Here is an 11,971-nt window from a genome sequence, read left to right on the forward strand (position 1 = left end):
CGTTGCTGCACATGGCGGTAGCGCCAACTCGCACCATGGACGTACTCGTAGCGCGGTGGATGGCCACGTGTGCCGGACGCGACGAGAGAGCCCAAAGCCGTTCATTGCCCGGCCCGGGTCGAGGCGCGGTCGGTCGAGCGGCTGCCGAGTTGCCAGTCTCGGCGGCCGCTGTGACGTTTGGGCAGTTCCGGGTGTTGGCAGCGCGGACCGCGGCAGTGACTCTCCGGCGGGTTGGCATACCCGCGCCAAGCGTCGCCACTGGCCAACGACACCGCTCGCTGCTCGGTTCCGGATGCAGAGCGATCGAATTGTCACGTGACGCTTCCTTTCCGGGACCGGAGTGTCAATCGAAACGGACGTCATCAGACCCTTCGAGGCTCGCTTCGCTCGCACCTCAGGGAGCTGGGTGGCGCAGGGCTCGCACGTCACTATCCTCAGCCTGGCGACTGTTGTGGACCATGGAAGAACACTCGTGAACATCCGAGTCCGTGCTCCCCTGGTCCGAATGAACGACCTGCTCCCTGAGGGCGTCCGGAGCTTGCGGAGGGCGCGTCTAGTTCCGCCCCTACGGAGTGTCCGGAGCTTGCGGAGGGCGCGGCAAACCCGCGCTCCCTGAGGAGGGCCCGGAGCTTGCGGAGGGCGCGTCACCCCCTGTTCCCTGAGGAGGCCGGAGCTTGCGGAGGGCGCGTCACCCCCTGTTCCCTGAGGAGGCCGGAGCTTGCGGAGGCCGTCACGAAGGGTCTTCGCAACCCGGCCCACCAAGACCCTTCGTGCCGCTCGCAAGCTCGCTCCTCAGGGAGCGGGTGGTGCCGCTCGCCAGGTCGCTCCTCAGGGTGCAGGCGGTGCCGCTCGCGAGTCGTTCCTCAGGGAGCAGGATGACGCTCGCAAGGTCACTCCTCAGGGAGCAGGTGGTATCGCTCCCGAGCTCGCTCCTCGGTATCTGCGGCCTGGCGGCCGTCGTGGGCTGCAAGGGAACCACCGCTCCCTGAGGAGGCCGGAGCTTGCGGAGGCCGTCACGAAGGGTCCTGGCGAGATGCGTCGCGAATCTATCGAGGCTCGTCGATCTCGACCGCGCTTCTTCGTCGCTTGTTTTGGGCCTGGCGGCTTGTGCTTCTGGCCCCAGGGCCAGAGATCTAACGGATCTCTCGGACCAGGGAGCGGGAGGGGGCGAAAGCGACGCAGATGTCGATCGCGGGTTCGACGGGACGTTGCGCTCAGTTCCGCCGGTTTGTCGTCGAATCACATCGATGTGTTTCACGTGAAACATCGCGCTAAGACCCGATGTGCACCGACCCGCCAGAGGGTTGGGTTTCACGTGAAACACTGTCTAGGTATCCCACTCGAACGGAGGCGAAGTGCCGTCTGACGCACAACCCGGGCACGAGCACGATCTTGATGCGTTGGCGGTTCCGCCAGACATCGCGACTGATGTCTTCGGTGAGCGGGTGGCGCTGGCGGGGGACTACTGGCGCATCCTCGCCACCGACGGGATCGACCACGGACTCATGGGTCCGCGAGAGGTCCCGCGACTGTGGGATCGTCACATCCTCAACTGCGGCGTCCTCGGCGAGCTCATCTCCGACGGATCGCGCGTGATCGACATCGGCAGCGGTGCCGGCCTCCCCGGCATCCCCCTCGCCATTGCACGCCCAGATCTCTCGATCACTCTCATCGAACCGCTACTCCGACGCAGCACCTTCTTGGACCGTGCTGCTGCCGCGCTCTCGTTGGACAACGTGATCGTGATCCGTGGGCGAGCCGAAGAGAAGGCGGTACGCGCCGTCGTCGAGCCCGCCGATGTGGTGACGTCGCGAGCCGTTGCGCCGCTCGAACGATTGGCGAAATGGTCCGCTCCCCTGGTCCGGCCCGGAGGCCAGATGATCGCGATCAAAGGGTCGTCAGCAGCCGAAGAGATCGAACGCGATCGGGCGGTGGTCGGGCGCTCTGGGATCACAGAACTGACGGTTCACACGTGCGGCGATCGCGTTCTCGAAACGCCGACGACCGTGATCGTGGGAACCAAGACCGAGCGGTCGCGCGGTGGCCGTTCCGGACGGCGCTGAGGAGGCGATCGGATTGGTGTGGAGTCCGCGAAGGGCGCAGAATAGGAAGCGTTCTGTCGGCACCCCCGAAGGTGCTGCAATGGACGCTTCCGCGACCGTAGGGTCGGCAGCTACAGCCGCCGGCGGTACGGACGCGAGTCCGTACGAGGTCGGTCAAAGGAGTCCACGCGTGGTCGATCAAGACCCGAATGTTTCACGTGAAACCCCGGCAGGGGGTCACCCCGGAGTTGACGGCCAGCCCTTCGCCGACACCCCTATCGCCATGGCCGCAGAGCGCGCGAGTCAGGTACTGACTCCCGGGGGTGCGGGGCAACTACCCAAACCGCCGCATACACGGATCATGACCGTCGCCAATCAGAAGGGCGGCGTCGGGAAGACCACGACGACCGTCAACCTCGCGGCCGGACTCGCGCTGCGCGGTCTTCGCGTTCTGGTCGTCGATCTCGACCCACAGGGCAACGCCAGTACCGCGCTCGGCATCGATCATCGTGCGCAGGACATCGCATCGGTGTACGAGCTATTGCTCGGTGAAGTGACCCTCGAGGAAGCGATCCAGGAATCGCCCAGCCAGCGCGGGCTGTTCTGCGTGCCTGCGACTCTCGATCTGGCCGGCGCCGAGATCGAACTCGTGTCGCTGGTGGCACGCGAGAATCGGTTGCGTAATGCGCTCGCCGACGACGTGCTTGCCAAGTACCAGATCGACTACGTGTTCATCGACTGTCCCCCATCACTGGGTCTGCTCACTGTCAATGCGATGGTGGCAGCCCGTGAGGTTCTCATCCCGATCCAGTGCGAGTATTACGCACTCGAGGGCGTCGGACAGTTGCTGCGCAATATCGAACTCGTACAGGCGCACCTCAACCGTGAGCTCCACGTCTCCACGATCGTGCTGACGATGTACGACGGCCGAACAAAATTGGCCGATCAGGTGGCCGAAGAAGTGCGGCGTCACTTCGGCGACAAGGTGCTGAGCACGATCATCCCGCGGAGCGTCAAGGTCTCCGAGGCCCCCGGATACGGGATGACGATCATCGAGTACGACCCCGGCTCTCGCGGCGCAATGAGTTACCTCGATGCTGCACGCGAACTGGCGTTGCGGGCTGCCGAGGGGGCGCCGGCGTGATCCGGTATCGCCTCGGTTCACGTGACACGCCGACTCACGACCATCATCGCGAAAGGGAGCACCAATGAGTCAACGAGACGCCGCTCAGCGCCGGGGTGGACTCGGACGAGGGCTCGCGGCGCTGATTCCGACGGGGCCTGCCGACGACCAATCGGGCGCCCCGCGCCTCGGCAACGCCGCAGCGGATGTCGTCATCGGCAAGGGTCCGACGACAGCTGATGATGGCGTCAAGACCTCGTCGACTGCCGCTACGCAGGCGACCGGGACGCAACCTCTCAGCCCGGAAGAGGCGGGCGCGGTGTACCGCGAGTTGCCCCCGAAGGAGATCCAGCCGAATCCCAGTCAGCCCAGAACCGTCTTCGATGACGAGGCGATGGCGGAGCTCGTGCACTCGATTCGAGAGTTCGGACTGATGCAGCCCATCGTGGTGCGCCGACTCAAGCAGCCCACCGCGGATGGGATCGCCTATCAGATCGTCATGGGTGAGCGCCGGTGGCGGGCAAGCCAGGAGGCAGGGCTCGAGGCCATCCCCGCGATTGTGCGGGAGACGCCTGACGGTGACATGCTGCGCGATGCGTTGTTGGAGAACATCCACCGTGCGCAGCTCAACCCACTCGAAGAAGCGGCGGCCTATCAGCAGCTGCTCGAGGAGTTCGGTGTGACGCACGAGGAGCTCGCCTCTCGCCTCGGCCGTTCTCGCCCGCTGATCAGCAACATGATCCGGTTGCTCAAACTCCCGATTCCGGTGCAACGCCGGGTCGCGGCGGGGGTGCTGTCGGCCGGCCATGCCCGCGCTCTCCTGTCCCTCGAGACCGGAAGCGACGCTCAGGAAGCTCTCGCGGCGCGGATCGTCGCCGAAGGGTTGTCGGTGCGGGCGACCGAAGAAGCTGTCACGCTCGCCAATCGTGGCGACGGTCCGGAAGCGAAATCTCCGTCGGCACCGAAACGCCGTCCGATGCAGATGCCAGGCCTCCAGGATCTCGCGGAGAGACTGTCCGACAGTCTGGACACCAGGGTTACAGTCAGTCTAGGGAAAAGAAAAGGCAAGATCGTGGTGGAGTTCGGCTCGGTCGACGACCTGGAACGCATTGTCCAGTTCATCGATCCGAAGAAGTGAATTTCGGCGCGGGATTTCCGGTACCACCTAGACGCGGAAGTAATGTCACAGTGACGATTGAGGTAGCCAGCGGGCGCTCATGCAGCGAAAGCTGTTGTTGCGCTGCTACATTCGGCATCCGTGGAACTCTCGACCGGGGCGCACCGACATGAGTGTGTCCGTCACTCGGTTGGAACTGGGATCCTTCGCGTCGCTCCCCCACCACACCCGCAAATGCGTCTTCTGGGAAGTCGAGCCCGTGGCGCAGACAAGCCGCGGCACGGCACCGGGCCCCGGCGATCTCGAACCCTACGAAAGCGAGTTCGACAAGGAGGCGTGGATCTCGGGTCTTCTCCTCGATTGGGGTGCGTGCGGGCAGGTCGCGTTCGAGTCGAGCACGAACACTGTCATCGGTACAGCCTTCTACGCGCCGCCCAATCGTGTTCCGCGGTCGCAGCACTTCCCTACGTCGCCGGTGAGCCACGACGCCGTGCTGCTCACCAGCATCCGTACCGAGCCCGGCCACGACGAAGTAGCCACCATCCTGCTGGACGCGGTGCTGGGCGACCTGATCCGACGAGGCGTCCGGGCGGTCGAATCGTTCGGTCTGGTACGGAACGGGTCCGGCGCGGATCCTTTCGTGCTCGCCGGGAGCGCGGGCGGGGTGGCCGACGATCTCGAGCTCTGGTCGGATGAGGCGATCGTCGAAGTCGCGCGTGAGATCCTCGACGACCCCCAGGGCGACCTCTGCACGAACTGTATGAATGACGCGTCGTTTCTGAAAGATTCCGGGTTCGACGTCGTGTCGTCGCACCAGAGGTTCCCGCGTTTCCGACTGGAGCTCGACGAAGGGCTCGGCTGGAAGGTCGAGGTGGAGAGTGCGCTGCAGAAACTGGTGGTGATGGCCGAGATGGATCTGGCCGGTCGGCAGCGGACGGCGGTCCCGGTGGGAACCGGGCCGCAGCGGATCAGCGGGAGCTGTTCTCCGCGGCCAGCAGATCCGCGAAAGTATAAGTGCCCGTAGGACGATCGTCCTGATCGAGCAGGTACAGTCGCTTCACCGCCACTACGATGGCGTCGGCGATGACGTTGCGCCAATCCGAATCAGCAAGCACTGCAGCGTCGTTCGGGTTCGTGATGTAACCGACGTCGATGAGGGCCACGGGCATCTTGGTGAGCCGGAGAACGTCCCATGTGCGCTCGTGGGTCCGGCAGTCCGACAACGGCGTGCGTGCCGCGATCTCCCGCTGGATGAAGCCGGCGAGGTTGCGCCCGATCGTCGAGTACGAGTCGTTGTTGCCGAAGTAGAACGACGCGACACCATTGGCGCGCGCGTTCCGGTAATGGCCGCAGCGGAGCGAGATCATCAGGTCGGCGTCCATCAGATTCGCGACGCGAGCGCGCTCGTCGTCCCCGGGACGTCCCCGACCGTCATGCGACAGGAACGTCTGCATTCCGGCGGCCGCCATCCGGCCTTCGAGACGAGCACCGAGGTCCCACAGCAGTTCCGACTCGCGATCGGCGACCTCACTCGTCGACAGGGCATGGAGTCCACCGGAGCCGGGGTCGATGAGGATCCGCTTCCCGGACAGTTGCGGTCCGGAACGACGGACGTGCTCTTCTTCGCGGATCGCGTACGGCGAACCGCCGGTCACTCTCGTGCCGAGGCGTTCCAGTGAACGCAGGGTGGCCGGACCGCAGATGCCGTCGGAAGCGAGACCGTATTCACTCTGGTAAAGGCAGACTGCGTTATGAGTGGTCAGGCCGAAGATGCCGTCGACCAGCGACGTGAAGTAACCGAGGTTCTGCAGCCGGCTCTGCAGGGTGGCGACATCGTCGCCGACCATGGGCGCCGACAGCTGATACGAGAGCACTCGAGCGCCGAGTCGGTAGGACGCCTCGCGCAGGACGCGGTAGGTGGCCGGACCGACGATGCCGTCGACGATCAGGCCGCGCTCCTGTTGAAACGCACGGACGGCCCGGTCACACGCCTCGTCGAAGACGGCTTCGGGTGGATTCCACCCGTTCGCCGGCCCACCGTGTGTGGCGCTGGAGGATCCATCGTCGGGCAACAGACCACGTCCGACGAGGATGGCGCGGATCTCGGCCACCGCCGAGCCGTGATCACCAAGTCGGAACAATGGCATCTGGTCACCCCTCGTACGAATCGCGGCAGGTGCGGCTCTGCGCGATGTCCGATGTAGCCAAGTGGTACACCGGTGAAACGTCAGCCTGCATTCTCGCAGCTGGACTTCACTACACCAAACTGCACGGAGCCGAATCGGTGTGATCCCGCGTGCAGGGGTCTCCGGTCGAGACCACGGCCGACACTACCAACGCAAACAGTCCGCGGGTGGAACGGCAACGTCGTTCACCCGTCGGACTGTCGCGTCGATGTGCGGAGAATCGCAGGTCGTCAGGCCGACTGGCCGACGACCGAGTCGAGCTCACGAAGCAGGGCGGCCTTGCCCTTGGCGCCGACGATCGTCTTCACCGGCTGACCCTTGTCGAACAGGATCATCGTCGGGATGGACATGATCTGGAAGTCACGCGCGGTCGACGGGCTCTCGTCGACATCGAGCTTGGCGACCGTCAGCTTGTCGCCGTGGTCGCGAGCGATCTCCTCGAGAACCGGAGCGACCATGCGGCAGGGACCGCACCAGGTGGCCCAGAAGTCCACCAGAACCGGCTTGTCGGCGCCGAGAACGGCGTCCTTGAACGTGGTGTCGGTGACGGCAACGGTGTGTGCACCCATGATCTGATCTCCTTGGTCGGACCGGGCCGGGTGGCCCAGGTGGTGAGTGGTTGACGGTTCAGGCGGGTGCCTGAACAGCGTCGATCTCGGAAACGGAGGCCGCCTCGGCGTCGTCCACGCTGAGGTCGGCTGCCTCACCCTGCTCGGCCAGCCAGCGCTCGGCGTCGATGGCCGCCGAACAACCACTGCCCGCGGCGGTGATGGCCTGTCGGTAGGTGTGGTCCACGAGGTCCCCGGCGGCGAACACGCCGGGAAGAGAAGTGAGGGTTGTACGTCCCTGAACCAGGACGTAACCCTCGGGATCCAGGTCGACCTGCCCGCGGACCAGCTCGCTGCGCGGATCGTGGCCGATCGCGACGAACATGCCGGTCACATCGAGGGTGCTGACCTCGCCGGTGCGCGTGTCCTCGACCTTCAGACCCGACACCGAACTGTCGCCGACCACGGACTGCACCGCGGCATTGGTGACGAAACGGATCTTGTCGTTGGCACGTGCGCGCTCGAGCATGATCTTCGACGCCCGGAACTCGTCACGACGGTGGACCAGCGTGACACTTCGCGCGAACTTGGTCAGGAACGTGGCCTCTTCCATCGCGGAGTCGCCGCCGCCGATGACGGCGATGTCCTGGTCCTTGAAGAAGAAACCGTCACAGGTGGCACAGGCCGACACACCGCGGCCGAGGAGCTGCTGCTCCCCCTCGATGCCGAGATAGCGCGCCGCCGCGCCCATGGCGAGGATGACGGCGCGGGCCCGGTAGATCTCCCCGCCGACCTCGACCTCCTTGATCCGGCCGGTCAGCCGAACGGTGTCCACGTCCTCCATGCGCAGGTCGGCGCCGAAGCGGATGGCCTGCTCACGCATCTCGTCCATCAACGCCGGACCCTGGATACCGGTCTGGAAACCGGGGAAGTTCTCCACCTCGGTGGTCGTCATCAGGGCGCCACCGAACTGGGTGCCCTCGAAGACGATGGGAGATAGCTCGGCGCGCGCGGCGTAAATCGCTGCGGTGTACCCGGCAGGACCAGATCCGATGATGATCAACTCGTGGATCTGCTGGGTCTCTGGCTGGCTCACTTGTCCTCCGTGCTGTGGGTTTAGCGAGACCCGCCCAGTCCAGGCGGGTCACGGCTGCTTCAACACCAGGGTAGGCGGAGATGTTCCCGCTGACGCGACGCGTGCCCCGGCCGGTCGGCGCAGCCCTGGGCCTCGTGACGTGCCGGTCACCCGCCGACGATGCCTCGTGAGATCAGCGCCGGGTTTCCCAGGTCACAGTCGAGGCCGACGATCAGCGCGTCGAAACGTCCTGCCACGCCCGTCGACAAGAGAATCGCGGCGGCCCCGGTGCCGTCGACGAGGATTCGACCGGAACCGACGATCACCACCTCGACCGGTACCAGGTGCGCGGCGGTGCAGCGGCGGAGCGCCTCCACGGAACCAAAGGGTGCTCCGTCGGTACGCCCGAGGACCGAGAGTGCGGTCGCGATGCCCGCGGGACCCGCCGGGGTCGGGACCGACGACGACTGAGCGCGCGGCGTCTGCCCGGGATTGGTCGCGTCGGGCGCCGAGACCAGCCGCAGTATTCCGACTGTTCCGACCGCGACGACGACGACTGCGGCGGCAGCCAGCAACAGACGGCCGGCCATTCGACGGTCGTCGCGCGATCGGGAGCGGGCGGGTCGACGCCCGCGGCGTGCGGCCGAGATGTCGACCGGTGCGGGATCCCGGCCGAGCGCGGCGAGGGTGGTCGCGACGTCGGCGCGGACCTGGTCGGGAACGGGCGCGGGCGCCGGACCGGCGGAGCGCAGATCGTCGGAGGTGTGATCCAGCGCGGCCAGGATGGATTGCGCGGCAACGTCATCGACGATACGGGAACGGATGTGTGCGGCTGTCCGGTCGGGCAGTGCACCGGCGTGCAGGTCGGCGAGGATCTCCGCCGAATACGGCGGGTCCGGTACATCGCCGGTCTCGTGGTCGTCTGGTCCCCGAGGGGTCATGGTGTCAGTCTTCCATTCCGGGGGATGGCGGGCGTTCGTGGAGTTCGGCTCGGTTCGGCGTGGTTCACGAGCGGAGTCGGGTCAGAGGAGGCGGTCTCCTGGTCGCGATCCGTCGGATACTTGGACGCGGCCCGCCCCGGTTCGGTTCCCCCCGGCCGCGATCTGTCGGGAACGGGATGGACCAGTCGGGGTGATGGCGGGTCAGCCGCTCCGCAGATGTCCGAGGACCTGGGCGAGTTTGAGGCGGCCGCGAGCGCATCGACTCTTGATCGTGCCCTCGGCGACACCGAGGATCTCGGCCGCTTCGGCGACCGTGTAACCCTCGATGTCGACGGCGACGATGGCCGCCCGTTGCCCTTCGGGGAGGACGTGCAGCGCCCGCCCGATCGACACCGACAGGTCGACGGCGGCGATGTCGTCGGTGGTGTCGGCGATGGAGACCACGTCCCATTCCGGCAGCGGCACGGTTCTGCGGACCTTGTTCCGTCGGATGCGATCGAGGCCGGCGTTCACGACGATCCGGTGCAGCCAACTCGTCACCTTGGCATCGGACCGGAAGTCGTGGGCGGTCCGATGCGCGGCGAAGAGGGCGTCCTGCAACGCGTCTGCGGCATCCTCGGGATTCTGGCTGGTCCGCAGCGCCACCGACCACAGGTAATCGAGATGGCGGCTGATGAGATCGGAGAAGGCGTGTGGGTCGCCGGCGAGGTGAGCGTGCAGAAGCTGCTCGTCGCTACGCGTGTCGATCGCGTCGTTCCCCCCGGGCATGGGCTGAGAGTAGTGGAGCCGACACTGCGTCATCCGTTGGAGCGACGGCTGTGCACAGCTGTCGCCGGATGACGGATCTGTCCTCAGGCCGGCCGGTCAGGACTCCAGGCGGGCGCGCACCGCAGCCATCCGCGTCCGCAACTCACTCTCGTCGATGACCCCGCGGTCGAGCAGTGTGTGTGCCAGGGCGACCAGTTGGTTCTCGGGGTAGGGCAGGTCGGCGTAGATGGTCGCCGACAGCCGGTCCTCCTCGTCGCGTCGTTCGACGACGCCGGGGGTACCCGCGTTCACCGCGGTGGCATCGGCGACCCGGTCGAGCGCATCGCAGAGACCGTCGAGGCTCGTCTTCCACGGTGGAACAGGATTCTCCACACCGTATTTCGCGGCCATCCGGTGCCACACCTGGTTCCGGTCGACGATCTCCTCGAGTGGTCCGTGGGATGATCCGGTGCGTCCGTCCTCGATCATCGGCTACTCCCCCGCCGGGTGGACGGCCGGACGGATGGTCGAGACGACGTTGGTGTTGACTCCCGGTCTGGGGAGCGCGACGCCGATGAGGCAGTCGCGGGTGATGATCTCCGACAGCTGCTGCTCGGTCCATCCGTCGGTGCCTGCCGGGCGCCGCGGCATCACCATGAAGCGGTGCTTCTGATTGGAATCCTGCACGCGTACGGACACACCCTCCGGGAGCTGGAGTCCGAACTCGGACAGCACCTGTCGCGGCCACCGCACCATCCGGCGACGGTAGTTCGGCGTTCGGTACCACTCGGGCGAGTTCCCCAGGATCGGGCGCGGATAGCACGAGCACAGCGCACACACGATCACGTGATGGATCGTGGGGGTGTCGGCGAGGATCTCGAAAGCCGTGAAATCGCTGGGTGTTCCGAAACCGGTCGGTTCGAGCCAGTCGACGCCGACTTCTTTGCTGGCGGCCATCGGGTCGTCGAGTGCCAACCGCTCGAACTCGGGGTCGAGCCAGGCCCGGGCGACGAGCGTCGCCGCGGGCGTCGGCCCGATCTGTTCGGCGAACTCGGTGAAGCGGCGGTGCTCCTCGGCGGTGAAGAGTCCCTTTTCGATGCACAGCTCACGCAGCGCGATCTCGAGTACCTCGAAGTCGGTGATCTCGTCGACCATCGGCTTGACCGTCCGGTCGTGATCGTGGTCGTGGTGATCGTCGCTCATCGGCGGTCGTCCTCTCCGCCGGCGGATTCGAGCCAGCGTTCGGGGATCTCGGTCTGCAGGGTGTCGTCGGCGGGCCCGGTGTAGCCGTGCCAGAGGTCGCCCATGGTGAACCGGACCACGTAGAACCACTCCGGTTGGGCGTCGGAGAGACCCCAGGTCTCGTCCTCGGGCGCTGGGCTCTCGTAGGCGACGGCCGCGACCTCGCCGACCGCGCCCCGGACGTATTCCGGTGTCCGCGTGTACAACAGGACGGGCAGCTCGCGGACCCGGACTCGGTCCCCGATGCCGAATGCGGCGTCGCCCGCCCGCCCGGCGTAGATCTGCGGGTCGCCGATTCCGATCGCGTGCCGATGGTGTGTGTTCCGCGGGACATCGGATCCGTCTCCGACGCTGCGCGGGCGGGCCTCGAGACGCCGGCCGTCCAGGCCGCCCGCGTATCGCTCCCGGACCTCGAGCATGCGTTCACTGAGCTCGCCGAGCGCGATGTGGTGCTTCTCGACGAGAATTCTGGCGGCCGCCAGCAACCAGCGTCCGTAGTACGGGATTCCGAGGTAGACCGCGCGACCGACGTCGACGTTGCCGATCCGACGCCGCTCTTCCGACAACCAGATCCCGCGCCAGGCGAGCACCTCACACATGACATAGGTCATGTGCTCCCATTCCTCGTACGCCTTGCCCTCGTAGGTGATCGGTGCGTCGGGCTCACCCCCGACGTCGTGCACCGGCTTCATGTAGGCGACGAAGCGATCGTGGTCGAGAAGATCGGGCGTCGGGGCATCCGGCAGCTCGGGATACGAGGAGTGCAGTCGCGCAACGAGTTCGAGTTGTCTCGCACGTTCTTCGGCAGTGCTCACCGGACACCTCCCGGACCTTTGTCCGACGGTTGCAGCGCAGTTGCAGGAGAACTTACACGCCGACCACGGGGTTCAGGAGCGTTTTCGGCACGCCCTTGCTCCCCGATCCGAACGAACGACAGCCGCGAGCGCATC

The 11,971-nt window shown here is 66.2% G+C and carries 12 protein-coding genes; 4 read left to right on the forward strand and 8 right to left on the reverse strand.

The annotated features are described in order from the left end of the window. Positions 1 to 1,355: 1,355 nt before the first annotated feature. The 4 genes from rsmG (at position 1,356) to M4D77_RS21575 (ending at position 5,306) form a co-directional block, all read left to right on the forward strand. Positions 1,356 to 2,063, forward strand: coding sequence for a 16S rRNA (guanine(527)-N(7))-methyltransferase RsmG (gene rsmG, locus M4D77_RS21560; RefSeq protein WP_259937351.1), 708 nt, complete (start codon positions 1,356 to 1,358; stop codon positions 2,061 to 2,063). A 169-nt stretch (positions 2,064 to 2,232) separates the two neighbouring features. Continuing rightward, positions 2,233 to 3,186, forward strand: coding sequence for a ParA family protein (locus M4D77_RS21565; protein WP_058252988.1), 954 nt, complete (start codon positions 2,233 to 2,235; stop codon positions 3,184 to 3,186). A gap of 64 nt (positions 3,187 to 3,250) precedes the next feature. Beyond that, positions 3,251 to 4,303, forward strand: a complete 1,053-nt coding sequence (locus tag M4D77_RS21570; RefSeq protein ID WP_058252987.1) for a ParB/RepB/Spo0J family partition protein — start codon at positions 3,251 to 3,253, stop codon at positions 4,301 to 4,303. A gap of 148 nt (positions 4,304 to 4,451) precedes the next feature. Beyond that, on the forward strand, positions 4,452 to 5,306 hold the full coding sequence (locus tag M4D77_RS21575) for a hypothetical protein (protein ID WP_259937353.1): 855 nt from the start codon (positions 4,452 to 4,454) through the stop codon (positions 5,304 to 5,306). Here M4D77_RS21575 and M4D77_RS21580 read toward each other — a convergent pair. From M4D77_RS21580 to M4D77_RS21615, 8 genes are all read right to left on the reverse strand, one after another. Next, positions 5,251 to 6,429, reverse strand: coding sequence for an N-acetylmuramoyl-L-alanine amidase (locus tag M4D77_RS21580; protein ID WP_259937355.1), 1,179 nt, complete (start codon positions 6,427 to 6,429; stop codon positions 5,251 to 5,253). The two genes, M4D77_RS21575 and M4D77_RS21580, sit on opposite strands and share 56 nt — an antisense overlap. 269 nt (positions 6,430 to 6,698) lie before the next feature. Beyond that, positions 6,699 to 7,037 carry a thioredoxin gene (gene trxA, locus M4D77_RS21585; RefSeq protein ID WP_058252984.1) on the reverse strand — a complete coding sequence of 113 codons (339 nt, stop codon included), beginning with the start codon at positions 7,035 to 7,037 and terminating at the stop codon, positions 6,699 to 6,701. 58 nt (positions 7,038 to 7,095) lie between these two features. Next, positions 7,096 to 8,112: a thioredoxin-disulfide reductase gene (trxB, locus tag M4D77_RS21590; protein ID WP_137809140.1), complete on the reverse strand. Its 1,017-nt coding sequence runs from the start codon at positions 8,110 to 8,112 to the stop codon at positions 7,096 to 7,098. A gap of 146 nt (positions 8,113 to 8,258) precedes the next feature. Further along, complete coding sequence (locus M4D77_RS21595; RefSeq protein ID WP_247450705.1) at positions 8,259 to 9,032, reverse strand: hypothetical protein; 774 nt, start codon at positions 9,030 to 9,032, stop codon at positions 8,259 to 8,261. A gap of 201 nt (positions 9,033 to 9,233) precedes the next feature. Continuing rightward, positions 9,234 to 9,800 carry an RNA polymerase sigma factor SigM gene (gene sigM, locus M4D77_RS21600; RefSeq protein WP_058252981.1) on the reverse strand — a complete coding sequence of 189 codons (567 nt, stop codon included), beginning with the start codon at positions 9,798 to 9,800 and terminating at the stop codon, positions 9,234 to 9,236. A 96-nt stretch (positions 9,801 to 9,896) separates the two neighbouring features. Continuing rightward, positions 9,897 to 10,268, reverse strand: coding sequence for a thiocyanate hydrolase (locus tag M4D77_RS21605; protein ID WP_259937356.1), 372 nt, complete (start codon positions 10,266 to 10,268; stop codon positions 9,897 to 9,899). A 3-nt stretch (positions 10,269 to 10,271) separates the two neighbouring features. Then, the gene (gene scnC / locus M4D77_RS21610) at positions 10,272 to 10,982 is read right to left on the reverse strand and encodes a thiocyanate hydrolase subunit gamma (protein ID WP_259937357.1); all 711 of its coding nucleotides are present in this window, start codon (positions 10,980 to 10,982) and stop codon (positions 10,272 to 10,274) included. Continuing rightward, complete coding sequence (locus tag M4D77_RS21615) at positions 10,979 to 11,836, reverse strand: nitrile hydratase subunit beta (protein WP_259937358.1); 858 nt, start codon at positions 11,834 to 11,836, stop codon at positions 10,979 to 10,981. The genes scnC and M4D77_RS21615 overlap by 4 nt, the downstream gene beginning before the upstream one ends. Positions 11,837 to 11,971 lie beyond the last annotated feature (135 nt).

The sequence above is a fragment of the Gordonia sp. p3-SID1431 genome, assembly GCF_025143765.1.
GTDB classification, from domain to species: Bacteria; Actinomycetota; Actinomycetes; order Mycobacteriales; family Mycobacteriaceae; genus Gordonia; species Gordonia hongkongensis.

Coding starts and splice junctions, on each gene's coding strand:
- M4D77_RS21570 (WP_058252987.1), top strand. CDS start 3,251: ATGAGTCAACGAGACGCCGCTCAGCGCCGGGGTGGACTCGGACGAGGG.
- M4D77_RS21575 (WP_259937353.1), top strand. CDS start 4,452: ATGAGTGTGTCCGTCACTCGGTTGGAACTGGGATCCTTCGCGTCGCTC.
- M4D77_RS21580 (WP_259937355.1), bottom strand. CDS start 6,429: ATGCCATTGTTCCGACTTGGTGATCACGGCTCGGCGGTGGCCGAGATC.
- trxA (WP_058252984.1), bottom strand. CDS start 7,037: ATGGGTGCACACACCGTTGCCGTCACCGACACCACGTTCAAGGACGCC.
- M4D77_RS21595 (WP_247450705.1), bottom strand. CDS start 9,032: ATGACCCCTCGGGGACCAGACGACCACGAGACCGGCGATGTACCGGAC.
- sigM (WP_058252981.1), bottom strand. CDS start 9,800: ATGCCCGGGGGGAACGACGCGATCGACACGCGTAGCGACGAGCAGCTT.
- M4D77_RS21605 (WP_259937356.1), bottom strand. CDS start 10,268: ATGATCGAGGACGGACGCACCGGATCATCCCACGGACCACTCGAGGAG.
- scnC (WP_259937357.1), bottom strand. CDS start 10,982: ATGAGCGACGATCACCACGACCACGATCACGACCGGACGGTCAAGCCG.